At 59.6% G+C, this 25,679-nt stretch carries 16 protein-coding genes and 1 pseudogene; 10 read left to right on the forward strand and 7 right to left on the reverse strand.

Annotated features, from left to right (window positions below; all coding sequences use genetic code 11):
- Window positions 1-24: 24 nt before the first annotated feature.
- Window positions 25-666 carry a uridine kinase gene (gene udk / locus ACQG0T_RS14775; RefSeq protein WP_000130320.1) on the reverse strand — a complete coding sequence of 214 codons (642 nt, stop codon included), beginning with the start codon at window positions 664-666 and terminating at the stop codon, window positions 25-27.
- A gap of 342 nt (window positions 667-1,008) precedes the next feature.
- Here udk and ACQG0T_RS14780 point away from each other — a divergent pair, with 342 nt between their 5' ends.
- A complete protein-coding gene (locus ACQG0T_RS14780) occupies window positions 1,009-4,338 on the forward strand; it encodes a diguanylate cyclase (protein ID WP_032103511.1) in 3,330 nt (1,109 codons plus the stop codon).
- Here the strand turns inward: ACQG0T_RS14780 and alkA are convergent.
- Window positions 4,303-5,175, reverse strand: a complete 873-nt coding sequence (alkA, locus tag ACQG0T_RS14785; protein ID WP_032103513.1) for a DNA-3-methyladenine glycosylase 2 — start codon at window positions 5,173-5,175, stop codon at window positions 4,303-4,305. The genes ACQG0T_RS14780 and alkA overlap by 36 nt on opposite strands.
- A gap of 130 nt (window positions 5,176-5,305) precedes the next feature.
- Between alkA and yegD the strand changes: the two genes are divergently transcribed.
- From yegD to yegS, 9 genes are all read left to right on the forward strand, one after another.
- The gene (gene yegD / locus ACQG0T_RS14790) at window positions 5,306-6,658 is read left to right on the forward strand and encodes a molecular chaperone (protein ID WP_045910875.1); all 1,353 of its coding nucleotides are present in this window, start codon (window positions 5,306-5,308) and stop codon (window positions 6,656-6,658) included.
- 178 nt (window positions 6,659-6,836) lie between these two features.
- On the forward strand, window positions 6,837-8,039 hold the full coding sequence (locus ACQG0T_RS14795) for an MdtA/MuxA family multidrug efflux RND transporter periplasmic adaptor subunit (protein ID WP_180242572.1): 1,203 nt from the start codon (window positions 6,837-6,839) through the stop codon (window positions 8,037-8,039).
- Window positions 8,039-11,161, forward strand: coding sequence for an MdtB/MuxB family multidrug efflux RND transporter permease subunit (locus tag ACQG0T_RS14800; protein ID WP_039270409.1), 3,123 nt, complete (start codon window positions 8,039-8,041; stop codon window positions 11,159-11,161). The genes ACQG0T_RS14795 and ACQG0T_RS14800 overlap by 1 nt, the downstream gene beginning before the upstream one ends.
- Window positions 11,162-14,239, forward strand: coding sequence for a multidrug efflux RND transporter permease subunit MdtC (gene mdtC, locus ACQG0T_RS14805; RefSeq protein ID WP_058686678.1), 3,078 nt, complete (start codon window positions 11,162-11,164; stop codon window positions 14,237-14,239).
- Window positions 14,240-15,655 carry an MFS transporter gene (locus ACQG0T_RS14810; RefSeq protein ID WP_045328806.1) on the forward strand — a complete coding sequence of 472 codons (1,416 nt, stop codon included), beginning with the start codon at window positions 14,240-14,242 and terminating at the stop codon, window positions 15,653-15,655.
- Window positions 15,652-17,055, forward strand: coding sequence for a two-component system sensor histidine kinase BaeS (gene baeS, locus ACQG0T_RS14815; RefSeq protein WP_015572365.1), 1,404 nt, complete (start codon window positions 15,652-15,654; stop codon window positions 17,053-17,055). The genes ACQG0T_RS14810 and baeS overlap by 4 nt, the downstream gene beginning before the upstream one ends.
- Window positions 17,052-17,774, forward strand: a complete 723-nt coding sequence (gene baeR / locus ACQG0T_RS14820; protein WP_015572364.1) for a two-component system response regulator BaeR — start codon at window positions 17,052-17,054, stop codon at window positions 17,772-17,774. The genes baeS and baeR overlap by 4 nt, the downstream gene beginning before the upstream one ends.
- A gap of 173 nt (window positions 17,775-17,947) precedes the next feature.
- Complete coding sequence (yegQ, locus tag ACQG0T_RS14825; RefSeq protein ID WP_017383261.1) at window positions 17,948-19,309, forward strand: tRNA 5-hydroxyuridine modification protein YegQ; 1,362 nt, start codon at window positions 17,948-17,950, stop codon at window positions 19,307-19,309.
- Window positions 19,310-19,557: 248 nt separating this feature from the next.
- Window positions 19,558-20,457 carry a lipid kinase YegS gene (gene yegS, locus ACQG0T_RS14830; RefSeq protein ID WP_015572360.1) on the forward strand — a complete coding sequence of 300 codons (900 nt, stop codon included), beginning with the start codon at window positions 19,558-19,560 and terminating at the stop codon, window positions 20,455-20,457.
- 69 nt (window positions 20,458-20,526) lie between these two features.
- Here yegS and ACQG0T_RS14835 read toward each other — a convergent pair whose 3' ends face one another.
- The 5 genes and pseudogenes from ACQG0T_RS14835 to ACQG0T_RS14855 all read right to left on the reverse strand — a co-directional run bounded on the left by ACQG0T_RS14835 (window position 20,527) and on the right by ACQG0T_RS14855 (window position 25,674).
- Window positions 20,527-21,300 (reverse strand): ABC transporter ATP-binding protein, encoded by a 774-nt coding sequence (locus ACQG0T_RS14835; protein WP_032104609.1) that lies wholly within the window; start codon window positions 21,298-21,300, stop codon window positions 20,527-20,529.
- A gap of 9 nt (window positions 21,301-21,309) precedes the next feature.
- Window positions 21,310-22,170 (reverse strand): ABC transporter ATP-binding protein, encoded by an 861-nt coding sequence (locus ACQG0T_RS14840; RefSeq protein WP_271040353.1) that lies wholly within the window; start codon window positions 22,168-22,170, stop codon window positions 21,310-21,312.
- A complete protein-coding gene (locus tag ACQG0T_RS14845; RefSeq protein WP_015572358.1) occupies window positions 22,142-23,047 on the reverse strand; it encodes an ABC transporter permease in 906 nt (301 codons plus the stop codon). The genes ACQG0T_RS14840 and ACQG0T_RS14845 overlap by 29 nt, the downstream gene beginning before the upstream one ends.
- Entirely contained in the window at window positions 23,044-24,081 is a 1,038-nt protein-coding gene (locus ACQG0T_RS14850; protein ID WP_017693076.1) for an ABC transporter permease, read from the reverse strand. The genes ACQG0T_RS14845 and ACQG0T_RS14850 overlap by 4 nt, the downstream gene beginning before the upstream one ends.
- A pseudogene (locus ACQG0T_RS14855) lies at window positions 24,078-25,674 on the reverse strand (ABC transporter substrate-binding protein). The gene ACQG0T_RS14850 and the pseudogene ACQG0T_RS14855 overlap by 4 nt, the downstream one beginning before the upstream one ends.
- Window positions 25,675-25,679 lie beyond the last annotated feature (5 nt).

The raw sequence follows: 25,679 nt of genomic DNA on the forward strand, positions 1-25,679 counted from the left end.
TGAACGGTACACAATTCACACGGCTTATTCAAAAAACTGACTGATTTTCGCTTTTAAGATATCAATGGCAATACGGTTTTTACCGCCGCGAGGCACGATAATATCGGCGTATTGTTTCGAAGGTTCAATAAATTGCAGGAACATCGGGCGAACGGTTTTCTGATATTGCGCCATCACGGAGTCCATGGAGCGGCCGCGTTCGTTAACGTCGCGTTTAATACGCCGCATCAGGCAGATATCCAGCGGAGTGTCGACGAAAATCGAGAAGTTCATAGATTCGCGCAGACGGGCGTCGGTGAGCAGCAAAATCCCTTCAAGGATAATCACCTTCTTGGGCTCGATACGGATCGTTTCCTGGGTGCGGGTATGTTCCACGTAGCTGTAGACGGGCAGCTCAATCGCCTCGCCGCGCTTCAGCGCTTCCAGATGCTGGAACAGCAGGCTGTGATCCATCGCACTGGGGTGGTCGTAGTTGGTTTTTACGCGCTCTTCCATCGAAAGATGGGATTGATCTTTGTAATAGCTATCTTCGGGAATCACACCGATATGCTCATCACCCACTTGTTCACGCAGTTCGCGATAAAGCGTACTGGCAATAAGACTTTTACCTGAAGCCGATGCGCCGGCGATGCCTATGATGACGCACTGATGAGACTTATCAGTCATAAATTTAGCGACCTGATTAACCTGGATGTAAGGAAGGACGACGCCGGAGCGTCAAACGCGGCAATTATAGGGATTTCGGGGGCGTGATACCAGTCGAATGCGCAGGTTATGCGAGGCGGGCTGAAAAGCGCCGTTTCACGCCTTTAGCGAAATTTTTACGCGCGGTTTTTCGCCATTTCATCACCCTTCTTCGCAGAGTAACTATTTTATAAGTCTATGAAGTCAAAATCTGACCACTCAGCATATGAATTGTAAAATGTTTGTACTAGCATAAACCAAATTATTAATTTCACGCGTCCGGACCTGGCTCCTGACAACATGGCGTCCCTGGATAGAGCGGTAATGAATAAACAATACCAGCGGGTTTTGGTTACTACCCCACATCCTTTACTGCGGCTTGTCTGTCTGGGTCTGGTCACGTTCATCTTCACCTTATTTTCCCTCGAGCTGACTCGCTTCGGTACGCTGTTGGCGCCATTATGGTTCCCGACTTCAATTATGATGGTGGCGTTTTACCGCCACGCGGGAAAAATGTGGCCCGGCATTGCGCTCGCCTGCTCCTTTGGCAATATCTTTGCCTCGTGGATGCTCTTCTCATGGGCATCGCTCAACATCACCTACACGGCGATCAATATCATTGAGGCCACGGTTGGCGCGCTGTTACTGCGTAAACTGCTCCCCTGGTATAATCCGCTGCAAAACCTCAACGACTGGGTCCGGCTTGCCCTCGGCAGTGCCCTGGTGCCGCCGCTGGTGGGGGGCGTTCTGGTTCATTTTCTGGTGCCGAGCGCGGAGCCGCTGCGTAATTTCCTTGTCTGGGTACTTTCAGAAGCCATTGGCGCACTGGCGCTGGTGCCGTTAGGTCTGCTGTTTAAGCCGCATTACCTGCTGCGCCACCGCAACCCGAAACTGCTGCTGGAAACGCTGGTGACCCTGGTCGTCACGCTGGTTCTTAGCTGGACGGCAATCACCTGGCTGCCGTGGCCATTCACCTGCATTATCGTTCTACTGATGTGGAGCGCGGTCCGTCTGCCGCGTATGGAAGCGTTCCTGATATTTTTATTCACCATCATGATGGTGTCCCTGATGATGGCGCGAAATCCGCTCTCCATGACGCCCTCCACCATGATCGTCACCTTCAACGCGCCGTGGCTCCCCTTCCTGATGATGCTGCTCCCCGCCAACATTATGACGATGGTGATGTATGCCTTCCGGGCCGAGCGTAAACATATTACGGAAAGCGAAGAACGTTTTCGCAATGCGATGGAGTATTCCGCGATTGGTATGGCGCTGGTGGGCATTGAGGGCCAGTGGCTCCAGGCCAACAAGGCTCTGTGCAATTTCCTCGGTTACAGCCAGTCTGAGCTTCAGTCGCTCACGTTCCAGCAGTTAACCTGGCCGGAAGATTTAAATACCGACCTGGAGCAGTTGCAACAGCTGATTCACGGCGAGATCAACACCTACACCCTCGAAAAACGCTACTACACCCGCAGCGGCGAGGTGGTGTGGGCGCTGCTGGCCGTCTCCGTTGTGCGCCATGCCGACGGCACGCCGCTCTACTTTATTGCCCAGATTGAAGACATCAACGATCTGAAACAGACCGAGTGGGTGAATAAGCGTCTGATGGAGCGTATCACTCTCGCTAACGAAGCCGGTGGCATCGGGATTTGGGAGTGGGATCTGGAGCCGGACGTGATCAGCTGGGATAAACGGATGTTTGAGCTTTACGAAATCCCCCCGCACATTAAACCCACCTGGCAGCTCTGGCATGCGGCCATGGTGCCTGAAGATCGTACGCACGCCGAACAGGTCCTGCGTGAGTCACTCCAGGCCAGGGTACCTTTCAAGCTGGAATTTCGCATTCGCGTCAAGGATGGCATTCGCCACATTCGTTCGCTGGCGAACCGGGTGCTGAACAAACAGGGTGAAGTGGAGCGGCTGTTAGGGATCAACATGGATATGACTGAGGTGAAGCTGCTGAACGAGGCGCTGTTCCAGGAAAAAGAGCGCCTGCATATCACCCTCGACTCCATCGGCGAAGCGGTGCTGTGTACCGACATCGACATGAACATCACCTTTATGAACCCGGTCGCCGAGAAGATGAGCGGCTGGTCGCAAAGCGAAGCGCTGGGTCAGCCCATTCTGAAGGTGCTGCACATTAGCTTCGGCGAGAACGGTCCGTTAATGGAAAACATCCACAGCGGCGATATGTCCCGTACCGATATCGAACAGGATGTGGTGCTTAACTGCCGCAATGGCGGCAGTTTCGACATTCATTACAGCATAACCCCCCTCAGCACTCTGGAAGGACACACCATCGGCTCGGTGCTGGTGATTCAGGACGTCACCGAGTCGCGCAAAATGCTGCGCCAGCTGAGCTACAGCGCTTCCCATGACGCCCTTACCCACCTGGCGAACCGCGTCAGCTTTGAAAACCATCTTAAGCGCCTGTTGCAGACGGTACAGGAGACCCATCAGCGTCACGCGCTGGTCTTTATCGATCTTGACCGTTTTAAGGCGGTGAACGATACGGCAGGCCACGCGGCGGGCGACGCTCTCCTGCGCGAACTCTCTTCGCTGATGCTGACCATGCTGCGCTCCAGCGACGTGCTGGCGCGTCTGGGCGGCGACGAGTTTGGCCTGCTGCTGCCGGACTGCAACGTCGAAAGCGCACGCTATATTGCGGGCCGGTTGATCGACGCCATCAACAACTATCATTTCTCCTGGGAAGGACGCCTGCACCGCATTGGCGCCAGCGCGGGGATTACGCTGATTGACGACACCAATTATCAGGCTGCGGAAGTGATGTCTCAGGCCGATATTGCCTGCTACGCCTCGAAAAACAGCGGGCGCGGCGTGGTCACCGTCTACGAACCCCAGCAGGAGCGGATCCACAGCACGCGCAGCATGATGTCGCTGGATGAGCAGTGGCACATGATTAAAGATAACCATCTGCTGATGATCGCCCGCAGCGTCGCCTCGCCGCGCATTCCCGAGAGCAGCAGCTTTTGGCTGATTTCCTTGCGGCTTTGGACCAGCCAGGGGGAAGTGCTGGAAGAGCATGCCTTCCGCGCCGGGCTGGCGGAGCCGGAGCTGCTGCACGCCCTGGACCGACGGATATTCAGCGAATTTTTCCGTACCTATGCCGCACAGGTGGCGGCCAAAGGAATGGGCGTCGCGCTGCCGCTCTCAGAAGCGGGTTTAGCCAGCGTCACGCTGGTGGATGAGCTGCTCGACCTGATCACCAGAGGTCCGCTGCCGGCGCGGCTGCTGCATCTGGCGATCGCCGTTGATGTGCTGAGCAATACGGATGAAAACGTGCAGCAGGGCCTACAAAAGCTTCGTCAGGCTGGCTGTCGCGTGGTGCTGACCCGGGTCGGACGCGATATGAACGTCTTCAGCCAGCTCAGCGCCAATACCGCTGATTATCTGCTGCTGGATGCAGACGTGGTGACCAACGTCCACGGCAATCTGATGGATGAGATGATGGTGACAATCATTCAGGGCCACGCCCAGCGTCTGGGCATAAAAACCATTGCCGGGCCATGCCATCAGTCGATCATGATGGATACGCTATCGGGTATCGGCGTTGACTTCATTTACGGCGACACCATCGGGGAAGCGCAGCCGCTCGATCTACTGCTGAATACCAGCTATTTCGCCATCAACTGACGGCGACCAGCCGTCGGTGTACCAGATATGTAACAGCGCATACGAGCGCCACGGCTGCCAGCGCTCGGCATAGCGACGGATCTGCGCGGGCGTCATACCGGCAAAGCGCTGTTTAATCAGATAGTCATCCGGCAGGAAAACATCCTTCGCCTGCCAGCCGCGCAGGGCCAGATAATTCGCGGTCCAGCGCCCGATGCCGGGGCGCTGCTGTAGCGCCTTCATCCCGGCCTCAACGTTCGCAGGCGGGAATAGCGGGAATTCACCGTCCACCACCGACTGCGCCAGATGAATCAACGACTCCGCACGCCTGAGCGGCATCCCGAGGGCTTTCAACGCCAGCGGATCTGCCGCGGCCAGCACCTCTGGCGGAGGAAAGCAGAGATAGCCCGGCGCATCCTCAATGGGTTCACCGCACAGCGCCACCACCCGTGACGCCAGTTTTGCCGCCATCGCCACGCTCACCAGTTGCCCGAGAATGGCGCGCACGCCCTGCTCGTATGCATCCATCGCGCCCGGCAAACGTAAGCCCGGCCGCGCCGCGCCGAGATCGCCGAGAGTCTGCGCAATGTGCAGCGGGTCGCAATCGAGGTCAAACAGACGGGAGATGCGGTCGAGGCAGATATCCGCCACCGGGATCAGGCCAGGGCTGAGCGACACCGCCAGCGTAGGGGTTGCGCTGTCTGGCGTAACCCGGAAAACGCCCTGGTGCCCGGCATAGCCAAAACTGCGCTCGTAGTAATCCTCCGTAACGGTCTCAACCCCCGTGACCGCACGCGCGGCAAGAAAGCCAAACATCCACGACCAGTCGTAGGGCGGTTGCCAGTTCAGGGTGTACATCGTCTCTCCTTTTGTATTTACCTCAGCATAAACCGAAAGATCGCCTTGCGCCTTGCTTTCATATTCCTGTTGTCGCCTGGCAGACATTTCGCTAAAGTCTCGCCCCTTCTCACCGGCATGGGGATTTATTGTGTTTATTGGATTCGACTACGGCACCGCAAACTGCTCGGTTGCGATAATGCAAAACGGACAACCGCAGCTCCTGAAAATGGAAAACGGCAGTACGCTGTTGCCGTCAATGCTTTGTGCGCCCACGCGTGAAGCGGTGAGCGAGTGGCTGTTCCGCCACCATCAGGTTCCGGCCACGGCGGCAGAGACCCAGGCGCTGCTGCGCCGTGCGGTCAGCTTTAACCGCGAGGAAGATATCGACGTTACCCCGTCCAGCGTGCAGTTCGGCCTCTCTTCCCTCGGGCAGTACATTGAAGACCCGGAAGAGGTCTACTTCGTTAAATCGCCGAAATCCTTCCTCGGCGCCAGCGGCCTGAAGCCGCAGCAGGTGGCGATGTTTGAAGATCTGGTCTGCGCGATGATGCTGCACATCCGCAATCAGGCGCAGTCCCAGGTGCCGGATGCCATCACCCAGGCGGTGATTGGCCGTCCGATTAACTTTCAGGGGCTGGGCGGCGACGAAGCCAACCAGCAGGCGCAGGGGATCCTTGAGCGTGCAGCGCACCGGGCAGGCTTCCGTGACGTGGTGTTCCAGTATGAGCCGGTTGCGGCGGGGCTGGATTTTGAAGCCACGCTGACGGAAGAGAAACGGGTGCTGGTGGTGGACATCGGCGGCGGTACGACGGACTGTTCATTACTGCTGATGGGTCCCCAGTGGCATCACCGTCGCGATCGTGAAAATAGTCTGCTGGGGCACAGCGGCTGCCGCGTGGGCGGTAACGATCTTGATATTGCCCTGGCCTTCAAGAGCCTGATGCCGCTGCTCGGCATGGGCGGTCAAACCGAGAAAGGCATCGCCCTGCCGATCCTGCCGTGGTGGAACGCGATTGCCATCAACGACGTCCCTGCCCAGAGTGATTTTTACAGCACCGCGAATGGCCGTTTCCTCAACGATCTGGTGCGTGATGCGCAGGATGCAGAGAAGGTCGCACTTCTGTATAAGGTGTGGCGTCAGCGCCTGAGCTACCGCGTAGTGCGCACCGCCGAAGAGAGCAAAATTGCCCTTTCCGATCGTCCAGAGCATGCGGTTTCGCTGCCGTTTATCAGTGACGATCTGGCTACGGCTATCACTCAGGAAGGGCTGGAAATGGCGCTCACTCAGCCGCTTCAGCGTATTCTGGAGCAGGTGCGACTGGCGCTTGAGAACGGCAAAGTGAAGCCGGACGTAATTTACCTGACTGGCGGTAGCGCCCGTTCGCCGCTGATCAAGAAAGCGCTGGCGGAACAGCTGCCGGGGATCCCGATTGCCGGCGGCGATGACTTTGGCTCCGTTACGGCAGGGCTGGCGCGCTGGGCGCAGGTGGTGTTTAGCTAGCGTTGGTGCGGTCTGGTGCCCTCACCCCGGCCCTCTCCCACGGGGAGAGGGTGAAAACCGCTGCGCCACACTCAGACAATTCCCGACAGTCTTCCATATTTCCTCCATTTTTCCGCTGTGTTAGCTGACTAAACTAGTATCATTCCCCGAAAGAGTTTCAGGATGAGAACGTATAACGATGAAAGGCAGTAACAAATCCCGCTGGGCAATCGCCGTTGGTCTGATTGTGGTGGTCCTGGCCGCCGCCTGGTACTGGCACAGCCAGTCCGCGAACTCCACGGCACCTGCTGGCGCTAATAGCCCCTCACAACGCTCAACGGGCGGTGGGCGCCACGCTATGCGCGGCGGTGCGCTGGCACCGGTGCAGGCGGCAACGGCGGTGAATAAAGCGGTGCCTCGTTATCTCTCCGGGCTGGGAACCATCACCGCCGCCAACACCGTGACGGTACGTAGCCGCGTGGACGGTCAGTTGATGGCCATCCATTTCCAGGAAGGTCAGCAGGTAAAAGCCGGCGATCTGCTGGCGGAAATCGATCCAAGCCAGTTTAAGGTGGCCCTGGCGCAGGCGCAGGGGCAGCTCGCGAAAGACAAAGCTACCCTCGCCAATGCCCGCCGCGATTTAACCCGCTATCAGCAGCTGGTAAAAACCAACCTCGTGTCGCGCCAGGAGCTGGACACCCAGCAGTCTCTGGTCAGTGAATCTCAAGGCACCATCAAGGCCGACGAAGCCGCGGTCGCCAGCGCCCAGCTCCAGCTCGACTGGAGCCGGATCACCGCGCCGATTGACGGTCGCGTAGGCCTGAAACAGGTTGATATCGGCAACCAAATCTCCAGCGGCGACACCACGGGCATCGTGGTGATCACCCAGACGCATCCTATCGATCTCGTCTTTACCCTGCCGGAAAGCGACATTGCGACGGTGATACAGGCGCAGAAGGCCGGAAAAGCGCTGGTGGTTGAAGCCTGGGATCGCACCAACAAGCAGAAGCTGAGCGAAGGTTCGCTGTTGAGCCTGGATAACCAGATCGACACCACCACCGGCACCATTAAGCTAAAAGCACGCTTCAACAATCAGGACGATGCCCTGTTCCCGAATCAGTTCGTCAACGCGCGAATGCTGGTCGCGACCGAAGAAAACGCGGTGGTGATCCCGACGGCGGCCCTGCAAATGGGCAGTGAAGGCAACTTTGTCTGGGTGCTGAACAGCGAAAACAAGGTCAGCAAACACCTGGTGAAAACCGGCATCCAGGACAGCCAGACGGTGGTGATCAGCGCCGGGCTGTCCGCTGGCGACCGCGTCGTGACCGACGGTATTGACCGTCTGACCGAAGGGGCGCAGGTCGAGGTGGTGGAAGCGCAGAATACAGGAGCAAAAGCCTGATGCAGGTGATGCCGCCGAGCTCTACAGGTGGGCCATCACGCCTGTTTATCTTACGTCCGGTTGCGACGACCCTGTTGATGGTGGCGATCCTGCTGGCCGGGATCATTGGCTACCGTTTTCTGCCCGTGTCGGCGCTGCCGGAAGTGGACTACCCGACCATTCAGGTTGTCACCCTCTATCCGGGCGCCAGTCCGGATGTGGTGACGTCCGCCATCACCGCCCCGCTGGAGCGTCAGTTTGGCCAGATGTCTGGCCTGAAGCAAATGTCCTCCCAGAGCTCCGGTGGCGCTTCGGTCGTCACGCTTCAGTTCCAGCTCACGCTGTCGCTGGACGTCGCTGAGCAGGAGGTGCAGGCCGCGATTAACGCCGCCACAAACCTGCTGCCGTCTGACCTGCCGAATCCACCTGTTTACAGCAAGGTCAACCCGGCGGATCCGCCGATCATGACCCTTGCCGTCACCTCCTCCGCCATGCCGATGACCCAGGTGGAAGACATGGTTGAAACCCGCGTGGCGCAGAAGATTTCGCAGGTGACCGGCGTGGGGCTGGTGACGCTGGCGGGCGGTCAACGCCCCGCCGTGCGCGTCAAACTGAATGCCCAGGCCATTGCGGCGCTGGGGTTAACCAGCGAAACCATTCGCACCGCCATCAGCAGCGCCAACGTCAACTCAGCGAAGGGTTCGCTGGACGGCCCGACCCGCGCGGTCACGCTCTCCGCCAACGACCAGATGCAGTCCGCCGATGAGTACCGTCAGCTGATCATTGCCTACCAGAACGGCGCGCCGATCCGTTTGGGCGACGTGGCAACCGTTGAACAAGGCGCGGAAAACAGCTGGCTCGGGGCGTGGGCCAATAAGCAGCAGGCGATTGTCATGAACGTTCAGCGCCAGCCGGGCGCGAACATTATTGATACCGCCGACAGCATTCGCACCATGCTGCCGCAGCTGGTGGAAAGCCTGCCAAAATCGGTCAGCGTGAAAGTGCTCTCTGACCGCACCACGAATATTCGCGCGTCAGTGACCGACACCCAGTTCGAGCTGATGCTGGCGATTGCGCTGGTGGTGATGATCATCTACCTGTTCCTGCGCAACGTCCCGGCAACCATCATTCCCGCCGTCGCCGTGCCGCTCTCGCTGGTCGGAACGTTCGCGGTGATGGTGTTCCTCGACTTCTCGATTAACAACCTGACGCTGATGGCGCTCACCATCGCCACCGGGTTTGTGGTGGACGACGCCATCGTGGTAATCGAGAACATCTCGCGCTATATCGAAAAAGGTGAAAAGCCGTTAGCCGCCGCGCTGAAGGGCGCGGGGGAGATCGGCTTTACCATTATCTCGCTCACCTTCTCGCTAATTGCGGTGCTGATCCCGCTGCTGTTTATGGGCGATATCGTCGGGCGGCTGTTCCGCGAGTTTGCCGTGACGCTGGCGGTCGCCATTCTGATCTCTGCCGTGGTGTCGCTGACGCTGACGCCGATGATGTGCGCCCGCATGCTGAGCCACGAGTCCCTGCGCAAGCAAAACCGCTTCTCGCGCGCCTCCGAGCGGATGTTCGAGCGCATTATCGCCGCCTACGGCCGCGTGCTGGCGAAAGTGCTGAACCATCCGTGGGCAACGCTCGGCGTGGCGCTCGGCACCCTGGCGCTCAGCGTCATGCTATGGATTTTCATTCCGAAAGGCTTCTTCCCGATTCAGGACAACGGCATTATTCAGGGCACGCTTCAGGCGCCGCAGACGGTCTCCTTCGCCAACATGGCGCAGCGCCAGCAGCAGGTGTCTGAGATCATCATGAAAGATCCGGCCGTGGAAAGCCTGACTGCCTACGTGGGCGTGGACGGCACCAACCCGTCGCTCAACAGCGCGCGCCTGCAAATTAACCTTAAACCGCTCGATGACCGCGACGATCGCGTTAACGCGGTGATTGAACGCCTGCAAAGCGCGGTGGCGCGCGTGCCGGGCATTGAGCTGTATCTGCAACCGATCCAGGATTTAACCATTGATACGCAGGTGAGCCGCACGCAGTACCAGTTTACGCTCCAGGCCACCTCGCTTGAGGCACTGAGCACCTGGGTGCCGCAGCTGGTGGACAAGCTGAAAGCACTGCCGCAGGTTTCTGACGTCAGCAGCGACTGGCAGGATAAAGGGCTGGCGGCGTACGTGAACGTCAACCGCGACACCGCCAGCCGTCTGGGCATTACCATGTCCGACGTGGATAACGCCCTGTATAACGCCTTTGGCCAGCGCCTGATCTCCACCATCTATACCCAGGCCAACCAGTATCGCGTGGTGCTGGAACATAACACCGAAAACACGCCCGGGCTGGCCGCGCTGGACACGGTGCGCCTGACCAGCAAAGACGGCGGGATTGTGCCGCTCAGCGCCATTGCCAGCGTGGAAGAGCGCCACACCCCACTGTCGATTAACCATCTCGATCAGTTCCCGTCCACCACCATTTCCTTCAACGTGCCGGACGGGTATTCCCTGGGCGAAGCGGTGGAGGCCATTCTGGGCGCGGAGAAAGAACTCAGCTTCCCGTCCGATATTCAGACCCAGTTCCAGGGCAGTACGCTGGCGTTCCAGGCCGCGCTGGGCAGCACCGTCTGGCTGATTGTCGCGGCGGTGGTGGCGATGTATATCGTGCTTGGCGTGCTGTATGAAAGCTTTATCCATCCGATCACCATCCTCTCCACCCTGCCGACAGCGGGCGTGGGGGCGTTGCTGGCGCTGATGCTGGCGGGGAGCGAGCTGGACGTCATTGCGATCATCGGCATCATCCTGCTTATCGGCATTGTGAAGAAAAACGCCATCATGATGATCGACTTTGCGCTGGCCGCCGAGCGCGAGCAGGGTATGGCGCCGCGCGAGGCCATTTACCAGGCCTGTCTGCTGCGTTTTCGTCCGATCCTGATGACCACCCTCGCCGCCCTGCTGGGCGCGCTGCCGCTGATGCTGAGCACCGGCGTGGGGGCCGAACTGCGCCGTCCGCTGGGCATCGGGATGGTGGGCGGCCTGCTGGTGAGCCAGGTGCTGACGCTGTTTACCACGCCGGTTATCTACCTGCTGTTTGACCGTCTGGCCCTGTGGACGAAAAACCGCTTCCCGAAACGTGAAGAGGAGGCGTAAGTGAAGTTTTTCGCCCTCTTCATTTACCGTCCGGTGGCGACGATTTTACTCTCCGTCGCTATTACCCTGTGCGGCGTGCTGGGCTTCCGGCTGCTGCCGGTGGCCCCGCTGCCGCAGGTCGATTTCCCGGTGATCATGGTCAGCGCCTCGCTGCCGGGTGCCTCGCCGGAGACCATGGCGTCATCAGTGGCGACGCCGCTTGAGCGCTCGCTTGGGCGAATTGCCGGGGTTAACGAGATGACCTCCAGCAGTTCGCTGGGCAGCACGCGCATCATTCTGGAATTTAACTTCGACCGGGACATCAACGGCGCGGCGCGTGACGTGCAGGCCGCGATAAACGCCGCCCAAAGCCTGCTGCCAAGCGGCATGCCGAGCCGTCCAACCTACCGCAAGGCTAACCCGTCCGACGCGCCGATCATGATCCTGACGCTCACGTCAGAGACCTACTCCCAGGGCGAGCTGTATGATTTTGCCTCCACCCAGCTGGCGCAAACCATCGCCCAGATTGACGGCGTGGGCGACGTGGACGTCGGCGGCAGCTCCCTGCCCGCCGTGCGCGTGGGGCTGAATCCGCAGGCGCTGTTTAACCAGGGCGTATCGCTGGACGACGTGCGTTCCGCCATCAGCAACGCCAACGTGCGTAAGCCGCAGGGCGCGATTGAGGACAACAGCCACCGCTGGCAGATCCAGACCAACGACGAGCTGAAAACCGCCGCCGAGTATCAGCCGTTGATTATTCACTACAACAACGGTGCGGCGGTGCGCCTGAGCGACGTCGCCAGCGTCACCGATTCGGTGCAGGACGTGCGTAACGCCGGGATGACTAACGCCAAACCGGCGATTTTGCTGATGATCCGCAAACTGCCGGAAGCCAACATCATCCAGACGGTGAACAGCATCCGCGCGCGCCTGCCGGAGCTTCAGGAAACGATTCCGGCGGCCATCGACCTCCAGATTGCGCAGGACCGCTCCCCTACCATCCGCGCCTCGCTTGAGGAGGTAGAGCAAACGCTGATCATCTCCGTCGCGCTGGTGATCCTGGTGGTGTTCCTGTTCCTGCGCTCGGGGCGCGCCACGCTGATCCCGGCGGTGGCGGTTCCGGTATCGCTGATAGGCACCTTTGCCGCCATGTACCTGTGTGGGTTTAGTCTTAACAACCTGTCGCTGATGGCGCTGACGATTGCCACCGGGTTTGTAGTGGATGACGCCATCGTGGTGCTGGAGAATATCTCGCGCCATCTGGAAGCGGGCATGAAGCCGCTCCAGGCGGCGCTTCAGGGGACGCGCGAAGTGGGCTTCACGGTCCTGTCCATGAGCCTGTCGCTGGTGGCGGTGTTCCTGCCGCTGCTGCTGATGGGCGGTCTGCCGGGGCGACTGCTGCGCGAATTTGCCGTCACGCTTTCCGTCGCTATCGGTATCTCCCTGGTGATTTCGCTGACGCTGACGCCGATGATGTGCGGCTGGATGCTAAAGCGCAGCCAACCGCACTCGCAGCCGCGCAGGAAAGGCTTTGGCCGCGTCCTGATAGCAATGCAGTCCGGCTATGGCAAATCGCTGAAATGGGTGCTGAACCACACGCGTCTTGTCGGGCTGGTGCTGATGGGCACCATTGTGCTCAACGTCTGGATGTATATCACCATCCCGAAAACCTTCTTCCCGGAGCAGGATACCGGCGTGCTGATGGGCGGTATTCAGGCGGACCAGAGTATTTCGTTCCAGGCGATGCGGGGCAAACTGCAAGACTTTATGAAAATCATCCGGGAAGATCCGGCCGTGGATAACGTCACCGGCTTTACCGGCGGCTCGCGCGTTAACAGCGGGATGATGTTTATTACCCTTAAGCCGCGCGGTGAACGTCACGAAACGGCGCAGCAGATCATTGACCGCCTGCGGCTGAAGCTCGCCAAAGAGCCGGGGGCAAATCTGTTTTTGATGGCCGTTCAGGATATCCGCGTCGGCGGACGACAGGCTAACGCCAGCTATCAGTATACCCTGCTCTCAGATGACTTAGCTGCCCTGCGCGAGTGGGAGCCTAAGATCCGTAAAGCGCTGGCCGCGCTGCCGCAGCTGGCGGACGTGAACTCCGACAGCCAGAATAACGGCGCGGAGATGGCGCTCACCTACGATCGCGAAACCATGTCCCGCCTGGGCATTAACGTTGAAGCGGCCAACAGCCTGCTTAACAACGCCTTCGGGCAGCGTGAAGTCTCCACCATCTATCAGCCGATGAACCAGTACAAGGTGGTGATGGAAGTTGATCCGCGCTACACCCAGGACATCAGCGCGCTGGACAAGATGTTTGTGATCAATAATGACGGCAAGGCGATCCCGCTGTCGTACTTCGCCAGCTGGCAGCCGTCGAACGCGCCGCTGTCGGTGAACCACCAGGGGCTTTCCGCCGCCTCGACCGTGTCGTTTAACCTGCCAACCGGCTCGTCGCTGTCTGAGGCCAGCGACGCCATCAACCGCGCCATGACCCAGCTCGGGGTGCCCTCCTCCGTGCGCGGCAGCTTTGCCGGTACGGCGCAGGTGTTCCAGGACACCATGAACTCGCAGGTCATTTTGATTCTGGCGGCTATTGCCACGGTTTATATCGTGCTGGGCGTGCTGTACGAAAGCTATGTGCACCCGTTGACCATTCTCTCCACGCTGCCTTCTGCGGGCGTGGGGGCGCTGCTGGCGCTGGAGCTGTTCGGTGCCCCGTTCAGCCTAATCGCGCTCATCGGGATCATGCTATTAATAGGTATTGTGAAGAAAAACGCGATTATGATGGTCGACTTTGCCCTGGACGCCCAGCGTAACGGCAACCTGACGCCGGACGAGGCGATATTCCAGGCCTGTCTGCTGCGTTTTCGCCCGATCATGATGACCACGCTGGCCGCGCTGTTCGGTGCGCTACCGCTGGTTATATCCGGCGGTGACGGCTCTGAACTGCGCCAGCCGCTGGGGATCACGATTGTCGGCGGCCTGGTGATGAGCCAGCTGCTGACGCTCTACACCACGCCGGTAGTCTATCTGTTCTTTGACCGACTGCGGCTGCGTTTTTCGCGTAAAAAGAGAACCACGGTGACCGAGTAAATGACCGACCTACCCAGTAACGTTCGCTGGCAATTGTGGATCGTCGCGTTCGGCTTCTTTATGCAGTCGCTGGACACGACCATCGTGAACACCGCCCTCCCCTCGATGGCGAAAAGCCTGGGGGAGAGCCCGCTGCACATGCATATGGTGATTGTCGCCTACGTGCTGACGGTCGCCGTGATGCTGCCCGCCAGCGGCTGGCTGGCGGATAAAGTCGGTGTGAGAAACATCTTCTTCACCGCCATTGTGCTGTTTACCACCGGGTCGCTGTTTTGCGCCCAGGCCAATACCCTCGACCAGCTGGTGATGGCGCGCGTGCTACAGGGCGTCGGCGGCGCGATGATGGTGCCCGTCGGGCGGTTAACGGTGATGAAAATTGTTCCGCGCGCGCAGTATATGGCGGCGATGACCTTCGTCACCTTGCCCGGTCAGGTCGGCCCGCTGCTTGGCCCGGCGCTGGGCGGTATTCTGGTGGAGTATGCCTCCTGGCACTGGATCTTCCTGATCAACCTGCCGGTCGGTATTATCGGCGCGATTGCCACTCTGACGCTGATGCCGAACTATAAAATGCAGACCCGGCGCTTTGATTTCGTTGGCTTTATCCTGCTGGCGGCTGGCATGGCGACGCTCACCCTGGCCCTCGACGGGCAAAAAGGGCTGGGGATCTCCTCCCTGTCGCTCGCCCTGCTGGTGGCGCTGGGGATCACCGCGATTCTCTGGTATCTGTGGCATGCCAGAGGCAACGCTAACGCGCTGTTCAGCCTGAATCTGTTCAGGAATCCCACCTACCGTCTTGGTCTGTTCGGCAGCTTTGCCGGACGCATCGGCAGCGGCATGTTGCCGTTTATGACGCCGGTGTTTTTACAGATTGGGATGGGCTTCTCGCCGTTCCACGCCGGGCTGATGATGATCCCGATGGTGCTCGGCAGCATGGGGATGAAGCGTATTGTGGTGCAGGTGGTGAACCGCTTCGGCTATCGCCGGGTGCTGGTGGCCGCCACGATCGGGCTGGCGCTGGTCTGCCTGCTGTTTATGGCCGTGGCGCTGCTGGGCTGGTACTACATCCTGCCGCTGGTGCTGTTCTGCCAGGGGATCATCAACTCCATGCGCTTCTCGTCGATGAACACCCTGACGCTAAAAGATCTGCCGGACGAGCTGGCGAGCAGTGGTAACAGCCTGCTGTCGATGATCATGCAGCTCTCCATGAGCGTGGGGGTCACGGTCGCCGGATTGCTGCTCGGCATGTACGGTCAGCACCATCTCAGCGCCGACACCCCCGTCGCGCATCAGGTCTTTTTATACACTTACCTCAGCATGGCGGTAATTATCGCCCTGCCCGCTTTTATCTTTGCCAGAGTACCGAATGACACGACCAAAAACGTCGTGATCCGACGCGGCAAAAGGAGTGCACCATGAAATTCTGGCGTCCGGGGATCACCGGTAAGCTTTTTGTGGCGATTTTCGCCACCTGTATCGTTCTGCTGATTACCATGCACTGGGCGGTGCGGGTCAGCTTTGAGCGCGGCTTTATTGACTACATTAAGCACGGTAACGAACAGCGACTACAGGGCTTAAGCGACGCGCTGGGCGAGCAGTATAGCCTGCACGGTAACTGGCGTTTTCTGCGCAATAACGATCGCTTTGTGTTTCAAATCCTGCGTTCGCTGGAGCACGATAATGACGACGACCGCCCGGGGCCGGGCATGCCGCCGCACGGCTGGCGCACCCAGTTCTGGGTGATTGATCAGGAGATGCGCGTGCTGGTTGGCCCGCGCTCTCCGGTACCGCCGGACGGTACAAAGCGCGCCATTACCTCGAACGGCGCCACGGTGGGCTGGGTAATCGCCTCGCCGGTCGAGCGGCTGACGCGCAATACCGACATTAACTTTGACCGCCAGCAGCGTCAGACCAGCTGGCTGATTGTCGCGCTTTCTACCCTGCTTGCGGCGCTCGCCACCTTCCCGCTGGCGCGCGGCCTGCTGGCGCCGGTTAAGCGCCTGGTGGAAGGCACGCACAAGCTGGCGGCGGGTGATTTCTCGACCCGCGTGGACACCCGCAGCCAGGATGAACTGGGCAAGCTGGCGCAGGACTTCAACCAGCTCGCCAGCACGCTGGAAAAAAACCAGCAGATGCGCCGCGATTTTATGGCCGACATTTCGCACGAGTTGCGCACCCCGCTGGCGGTGCTGCGCGGCGAGCTGGAGGCGATTCAGGACGGCGTGCGGCAGTTCACCCCCGAGTCCGTGGCCTCGCTTCAGGCGGAAGTCGGCACGCTGACCAAGCTGGTGGACGATCTGCATCAGCTTTCCATGTCCGACGAAGGCGCCCTGGCCTACCAGAAAGCCCCAGTCGACGTGATCAATATCCTTGAAGTCGTGACCGGCGCATTCCGCGAGCGCTTCGCCAGCCGTGACCTGAAAATCAACCTCTCGCTGCCGGACAGCGCGGTGGTATTTGGCGACAGAGATCGCCTGATGCAGCTGTTCAATAATCTGCTGGAGAACAGCCTCCGCTACACCGACGGCGGCGGCGCGCTGCATATCTCCGGCAGGCAGGAAAACGGGCGCTTTGCCCTGACCTTTGCGGACTCCGCCCCTGGCGTGAAAGATGCGCAGCTGGAAAAACTGTTCGAGCGCTTCTATCGCACCGAAGGTTCACGCAACCGCGCCAGCGGCGGTTCCGGCCTTGGGCTGGCGATTTGCGTTAACATTGTTGAGGCCCACGGCGGCACCATCCGCGCCGCCCATTCGCCTTTTGGCGGGGTTAGCATTACAGTAGAGTTACCTCTGGAACGGGATTTATCGAGGGAAGCATGACCGAGTTACCGATTGACGACAACACACCGCGTATTTTGATCGTGGAAGACGAGCCTAAACTTGGACAACTGCTGATCGACTATTTGCGTGCCGCAAGTTACGCGCCAACGCTTATCAGCCACGGCGACCAGGTGCTGCCCTACGTGCGCCAGACGCCGCCGGATCTGATCCTGCTGGATCTGATGCTGCCGGGTACCGACGGCCTGACCCTGTGCCGGGAAATTCGTCGTTTCTCCGATGTGCCCATCGTGATGGTGACGGCCAAAATCGAAGAGATCGACCGTCTGCTGGGGCTCGAAATCGGCGCCGACGATTACATCTGCAAGCCTTACAGCCCGCGGGAGGTGGTCGCTCGGGTGAAAACCATCCTCCGCCGCTGTAAGCCGCAGCGTGAATTGCAGGTGCTGGATGCGCAAAGCCCGCTGATCGTCGATGAAAGCCGCTTCCAGGCGAGCTGGCGCAGCAAACTATTGGATCTTACCCCAGCGGAGTTCCGCCTGCTGAAAACGCTCTCCCACGAGCCGGGAAAAGTGTTTTCCCGCGAACAGCTGCTCAACCATCTGTATGACGATTACCGCGTGGTGACCGACCGCACCATCGACAGTCACATCAAAAACCTGCGCCGCAAGCTGGAGGCGCTGGACGCCGACCAGTCGTTTATTCGCGCGGTGTACGGCGTGGGTTATCGCTGGGAAGCGGATGCGTGCAGGATTGCCTGAATAACCCTCCCTCACCCTGCCCTCTCCCCAAAGGGGAGAGGGTTAGAGTGAGGGGCAAAGCTTTACCTCTCTTCCCCGCAGCGCTACAATGCCCGCCCTTAAAGTGGGGGATCTCCCCTTACCGCTGCACCAGGTGCACGCGGATCTGACCTGTCATCAGAACGAGAACAAACATGTTTAAACCGGAACTCCTTTCCCCGGCGGGAACGCTGCAAAATATGCGTTACGCTTTCGCCTATGGTGCCGACGCCGTTTACGCGGGCCAGCCGCGCTACTCGCTGCGCGTGCGTAACAACGAATTCAACCACGAGAATCTTCAGCTCGGCATCAATGAAGCGCATGCCCTGGGCAAAAAATTCTACGTGGTGGTGAACATCGCGCCGCACAACGCCAAGCTGAAAACGTTCATTCGCGACCTGAAGCCGGTCGTGGAGATGGGGCCGGACGCGCTGATCATGTCGGACCCGGGTTTAATCATGCTGGTTCGGGAGAACTTCCCGGAGATGGACATTCACCTCTCGGTGCAGGCTAACGCCGTCAACTGGGCAACGGTGAAATTCTGGAAACAGATGGGGCTGACCCGCGTCATTCTGTCCCGCGAGCTGTCCCTCGAAGAGATCGAAGAGATCCGCACCCAGGTGCCGGATATGGAGATCGAAATCTTCGTTCACGGCGCGCTGTGCATGGCCTACTCCGGCCGCTGCCTGCTCTCTGGCTACATCAACAAGCGTGACCCGAACCAGGGCACCTGCACCAACGCCTGCCGCTGGGAATATAACGTTCAGGAAGGCAAAGAAGATGACATCGGCAATATCGTGCACAAACACGAGCCGATCCCGGTCACCAACGTTGAGCCAACGCTGGGTATCGGCGCGCCTACCGACAGCGTGTTTATGATCGAAGAAGCCAAACGTCCGGGCGAATACATGACCGCCTTCGAAGACGAGCATGGCACCTACATCATGAACTCCAAAGATCTGCGCGCCATCGCACACGTCGAGCGTTTAACCCAGATGGGCGTACACTCCCTGAAAATCGAAGGCCGCACCAAGTCTTACTACTACTGCGCCCGTACCGCACAGGTGTATCGCAAAGCCATCGACGATGCCGCCGCCGGCAAACCGTTCGACACCAGCCTGCTGGAAACGCTGGAAGGTCTGGCGCATCGCGGCTATACCGAAGGTTTCCTGCGTCGTCACACCCACGACGACTACCAGAACTACGAGCATGGCTACTCTATTTCCGAACGCCAGCAGTTTGTAGGCGACTTCACCGGCGAACGTAAAGGTCCGCTGGCCGCCGTCGCCGTAAAAAACAAATTCACTAAAGGCGACAGCCTGGAGCTGATGACGCCTCAGGGCAACATGAACTTCCGCCTGGAGCACCTGGAAAACAAAAAAGGTGAGGCGATAGAGGTCGCTCCTGGCGACGGCCATGTGGTCTGGCTGCCGGTTCCTGAAGAGGTAGAGCTGGAGTTTGCGCTGCTGATGCGTAATTTTGAAGGTGAAAATACCCGAAATCCACACGGCAAATAGTCAATCAACGGGATTTTTTCACGCTGGGATAATTCTTAGAATCGGATCACATACCGCTTCGTTCAATACGGGTATTATCCCCCCGCTGAAAAACATAACCCATAAATGCTAGCTGTACCAGGAACCACCTCCTTAGCCTGCGTAATCTCCCTTACGCGGGCTTATTTTTTGCCTTTCATCCTGTTCTTACCCGCTTTTTCCTTCTCTGGGATACACTCTTTCTATAGTTAAAAAAGGGAGCAACCCGGATGGCATCCTATCCAGACAGTTTATTAATTCTCAATGGCAAAAGTGCAGGCAACGATCTGTTGCGCCAGGCGATCACCGAATTGCGTGAAGATGGCGCGCGTATTCACGTGCGGGTGACCTTCGAAAAAGGCGATGCGGCACGCTATATCGACGAAGGCATCAGGTTAGGCGCTGAGACCATCATTTCAGGCGGCGGCGACGGAACAATCAACGAGATCGCTGGCGCGCTTATTGACCTCAACACAGCACATCGCCCGGTGATGGGCATTTTACCGCTCGGTACCGCCAATGATTTTGCCACCAGCGCCGGCATACCTGAGGATTTAGGCAAAGCGCTGCAACTGGCTATCCTCGGGAAAGCGACCGCCGTCGACATTGCGCAGGTGAATGAAAGAACCTGTTTTATCAACATGGCAACGGGCGGTTTCGGCACGCGGATCACCAGCGAAACGCCGGAGAAGCTGAAAGCCGCGCTGGGCGGCGTCTCGTACCTCATTCACGGCCTGATGCGCATGGACACCCTCAAGCCCGACAGTTGTGAAATCCACGGTGAGAACTTCCACTGGCAGGGCGACGCGCTGGTGATTGGTATCGGCAACGGACGTCAGGCAGGCGGCGGACAGCAGCTTTGCCCGGAAGCCCTGATTAATGATGGTCAGCTACAGCTGCGCATTTTTACTGGCGACGGGCTGCTGCCCGCGCTGTTTACGACGCTGACGCAGCCAGAGGAGAGCCCCAATATCATCGCCGGGAAATCCGCGTGGTTTGAAGTGATCGCCCCACACGGCATGACCTTTAACCTTGATGGCGAACCGCTGAGCGGAGAGAAATTCCGCATCGAAGTTGTTCCGGGCGCGTTACAGTGCCGATTACCGCCGGATTGTCAGCTCTTGCGCTGATAGTTTGCCGGGTGGCGGCTACGCCTTACCCGGCCTACAGGACCGATCGCGTAGCCGCCACCCGGCTACCTAATACACCGCCACCTCCCGCGCCATCTCGCGGGAATACTGCTGTGAGGCATTGACCAGCATCCGCGTATAGTCGGTTTTGGCCTGCCCGGCGACCAGTTCGTCCACCGTCAGGCTTTCAAGGATTTTGCCATACTGCATTACCGCCACCTTCTGACACAGATGGGCAATCACGCCCAGATCGTGGGTGACCATCAGGTAGGTCAGGTTCGACTCACGCTGAAGTTCCGCCAGCAGGTTGAGGATTTCCGCCTGAACCGAGACGTCCAGCGCCGAGGTAGGTTCATCCAGCAGCAGCACCTGCGGCTCCAGAATCAGCGCCCTGGCAATCGCCACGCGCTGGCGCTGCCCGCCGGAAAGCTGGTGCGGATAGCGATCGCGAAACGCCCGGCTAAGCCCAACTTTATCCAGCAGGGCGTGAACGCGCCGCTCCCGATCTTTTATGCGGTGAATGTGCAGCGGCTCTTCCAGAATATCGCCGATGGTGTGACGCGGATGCAAAGAGCCGTACGGATCCTGAAATACCATCTGCACCCGGCGGCAGCGTTCCTGGCTGATACGTTTTTCCAGCCGCTTGCCGTTAATCGCCAGCTCGCCCTCCCAGTGGGTAAACAGCCCGGCAAGGCATTTCAGCACCGTGGTTTTGCCCGAACCGGACTCCCCCACCAGGCCGTAAATCTCGCCGTCCCTCACGCTGATATTCACATCGTCCAGCACCTGATTACGCTTCTCGCCCTCGCCAAACGTCAGGTTAAGGTGTTGTATCTCGATCATCTCTGCTCCTTACTCGGTGAGCCAGCTGGCCTGACGCTGTAATACCGGCAGCGTCGGTCGGCGATGGTTGATTTCCGGTAGCGCGCTGATGAGCCCCTGGGTGTAGGGATGCCTGGCGTTGTGCAGATCCTTCGCGGCAATCGACTCCACCACCCGTCCGGCGTACATCACCAGCACCCGGTCGCAGAAGCTGCGCACCAGGTTGATGTCGTGGCTGATAAAGATCAGCCCCAGACCGCGGGACTGCACCAGGTCATCCAGTAACCCCAGCACCTGCAAACGCACCGACACGTCCAGCGCCGAAGTCGGCTCGTCGGCAATGACCAGCTCGGGATCGGCGATCAGCATCATGGCGATCATGATGCGTTGTCCCTGCCCGCCGGAAATCTCGTGCGGACAGAGGTGATACACCCGCTCCGGCTGGCGAATGCGCACCACGTCGAGCATCTCCAGCACTCTGGCTTTGGCTTCCGCCTTGCGCCCCGGATGATGGGTCAGCCAGGCTTCGGCAATTTGGTCGCCCACGCACACCACCGGGTTAAGGGAGTATTTCGGGTCCTGCATGATCATCGAGATGCGCTTGCCGCGAATGCCGCGCATCTGCGCCTCGCTGACGGCCTGTAAATCGACATCGCCAAACTGCATCCGCGCGGCGCGGATCTGCGCTTTGGCCGGATGCAGGCGTAGCAGCGCCCGCCCGACGGTGGATTTACCGGAACCGGATTCACCGACAATCGCCAGCTTTTCGCGTCCGAGCTGGAAAGAGACGCCGCGCACCGCGTGGGTGAACGCGCCGCCGTTGATAAAATCGACGTGGAGATCGCGCACGTCGAGCATCGGGTTATTCGCTACGAGGATCGAGGATGTCACGCAGGCCATCTCCTAAGAAGTTGAACGCCAGACTGTTGATCAGGATCGCCAGCCCCGGAATAGTCACCACCCACCAGCACTCCATCATGTAGGTACGACCGCTGGAGATCATCGCTCCCCACTCCGGCTCCGGCGGCTGTGCGCCAAGGCCAAGAAAGCCCAGCCCGGCGGCGGTGAGAATGATCCCCGCCATGTTCATGGTGATGCGGATAATCACTGACGGCAGGCACAGCGGGACGATGTGACGCCACAGTACGCGCACCGGGGAAGCACCCTGAAGCCGCACGGCGGAGATAAAATCGGCCTGGCGCAGAGAGAGAGTTTCGGCGCGCGCCAGACGGGCAATCGGCGGCCAGGCGGTGAGCGTAATCGCAATCACCACGTGCTCCAGCCCCGGCCCGAGCGCCGCGACAAACGCCAGCGCCAGCACCAGGCTCGGGAAGGAGATAAAGATATCGGTGACGCGCATCAGCACCGCGTCCACCCTGCCGCCGAAGTAGCCTGCGGTGACGCCCAGCAGCAGCCCCAGCGGGCCAACGGTCACGGAGACCAGCAGCACGATGTAGAGCGTGATGCGCGCGCCGTACACCAGCCGGCTGAAGATGTCCCGGCCAAACTCGTCGGTGCCGAACCAGTGCAGTGCGTTCGGGGCGACCAGCGCGTTATTGAGGTCCTGCACCAGCGGGTTGTACGGCGCGATCAGCGGGGCAAACGCCGCCACAATCAGCAGCAGCAGGATAATCCCGCCGCCGATGGCGGTGAGCGGATTGCGCGCCATCTTGCCGACGAAGCCCGCGGCGCGGCCCAGCGTGCGTCTGATACGCTGGCGGCGTTCGGATGGCCCGGTCCCCAGCGGCGAATCCAGAGAAACGGTCATGATTTCGTCCTCGGGTCAAAGAGTTGATACAGCATGTCGGAGAGCAGGTTCAGCATCACGAAGATGACCCCCACCAGCAGCACGCAGCCCATGACCGCGTTCATATCCCCGAGCAGCAGGCTGCCGGTGAGATACGAACCGAAGCCCGGCCAGGAGAAGACGGTTTCAATCAGCACCGCCCCCTCCAGCAGCGAGCCGTAGGCCAGCGCCACTACCGTCAGGAGCTGCACGAGAATGTTGCGAAACGCGTGATTCCAGATCACCTGACGTTCAGTTAAGCCCTTCACCCGGGCAGTGATAATGAACTCCTGCGACAGCTGCGCCAGCATAAAGCTGCGGGTCATGCGGCTGATATAGGCCAGCGAGTGGAAGCCAAGCAGCGACGCGGGCAAAACCAGATGGTTAATGGCGTTCCAGAACACCGCGCCGTTCCCGGCCAGCAGCGCATCCACCGTCATCAGTCCGGTGCGGCGTGGGACTACCCCCTCCAGTCCGAGATCCAGACGTCCCGCGCCTCCCACCCAGCCAAGCCAGGCGTAGAACAGCAGCAGCCCCATCATCCCGACCCAGAAAATCGGCGTGGAATAACCCGCCAGACTGATGATGCGCACCACGTAGTCGGAAACGCTGTTGCGCCGCGCCGCCGCCAGTACGCCCAGCGGAATGCCCAGACCCGCACCGACGATAATCGCCATCGTCGCCAGCTCGAGCGTCGCCGGGAAGACGCGCAGAATATCGGCAGTCACCGGTTTACCCGTCAGCAGGGCATTGCCCAGATCGCCGTGCAGCAGGTTATTGAGGTAAATACCGAACTGAGCCAGCAGCGACCGGTCGAATCCCAGCTGGTGATAGACCTGCTGATAGGTGCTGTGGTCGGCATCCGGTCCGACAATCGCCAGCACCGGATCAACGGGCATTACGCGGCCGATGAAAAAGGTCAGCAGCAGAAGGCCGAACAGCGTCACCACCACCTGCGTTAACCGCTTTGAGAAGCGCCGGGTCCGTGAGCCGGGCGCGAGAATTGCCACGCTCATTTGTCACCTCCGGTTTTGTAGACCTCACGCAGGAAGGTGGTGGCCGACGGGTGCGACTGGAAGTTCTTCACCTCGTTACGCACCACCACCGAATCGACCATCTGTGACAGGGGGATCATCGCCGGGATCAGCGCGTCGTAGCGGACCTGGATCTGCTGGTAATCGGCGATCTGTTTTTCCGGATCGCGCTCCAGCAGGGCCTTGTCGATCATTTCGTTGAGCGGCTTGTCGTAGAAGCTGGTACGCCAGCCCTGGAAGTTGGTCAGACGGGCTTCATCGCTGTTGTCCGGGTTATAGACCAACGCCCGCAGGCTGGAGTGCGGATGGGGTTCGACGCCGCTACCGCCGCGCCCCACCAGCATGTCGAACTTGCGCTCGCGCATTGCGCCGTAAATCTGGTTCCCGGTGCCGGTGATGATTTTGGCGTTGATGCCCGCCTGCATCAGCGTCGACTGCACGGCGATGGCGATATTGAGGAACGGCTGATCCGCCAGCACCCGCAGGGTGGTGTCAAACCCGTCCGGGTAGCCCGCCTCCGCCAGCAGCTTTCTGGCGCGCGGGATATCGAGCCTATAGCCCGGGTCCGGCAGCGTGGACGGCATACCCGCCTTGATCGGGCGCTGGTGCAGCACGCCGTAGCCCGGCATCAGCGCGCTGTTGATGCCCTGATAGTCAATCAGATAGCGCACCGCTTCGCGCACCTTCGGGTTAGCAAAATGGACCTCTTTCATGCTCATCGCCACGTAGTAGACCGTGCCTTTCTGCACGGCTTCGACGGTGAGCTGCGGGTCTTTGCGCAGGGCGTTAATGTCCGCCACCGCCATGTTGTTGGCAACGTCGAGGTCGCCTTTCTCAATCATCAGGCGCAGGGTTTGTGACTCCTGGAAATGACGCAGCACCACCCGGCTCATTTTGGGTTCTTCCCGCCAGTATTGCGGGTTGCGCTGCATGCGCAGCACATCCTTCGCCTGCCAGGTTTCCAGCATAAACGGGCCGGAACCCGCTTCGTTGGTGGTAAGCCAGCGGTTGCCCCAGTCGTTATTCACCGCGTGCTGCTGCACCGTTTTGCTGTCGAGCACGCCGAGGTTGCCGAGCGCGCCGAGGGAGTAGATCACCAGCTGCGGATCGTTAGGCTTAGGCAGAACAATTTGCACCGTGTAGGCATCGGGGGCGCTGATTTGGCTGTCGATGTTTTGCTTAGAAAATCCATACGACTTCCACACCGAGGCCTGGGCAAGGTTGAGGTGCAGCAGACGGCGCATCGACCAGACCACATCATCCGCCGTCAGCGGGTTGCCAGAGTGGAATTTAACGTCGTCACGCAGGTGAAAGGTCAGGGTTTTACGGTCCGGCGAAATATCCCAGGACGTTGGTGAGCGCGTTCGGGTCCAGCTCCACCAGCGAGTCGTAGAGATTGACCACAATGCCGACCACTTCGTTACCGGTCATTGCCGCCGGATCGAGGGTCAGCAGGTTATTCATGTTCATGCCGATGATGAGCTGGTCGGGCGGCGTTTTCGCGTACGCCGCACCGCTCCCCATCATCAGCGAGAGCGCGAGCAAGCACGCCCCGGCTAAGGGAGATCGTTTCATGTATA

The sequence above is a fragment of the Enterobacter cloacae complex sp. 302F9 genome, from assembly GCF_050030335.1.
GTDB classification, from domain to species: Bacteria; Pseudomonadota; Gammaproteobacteria; order Enterobacterales; family Enterobacteriaceae; genus Enterobacter; species Enterobacter hormaechei_C.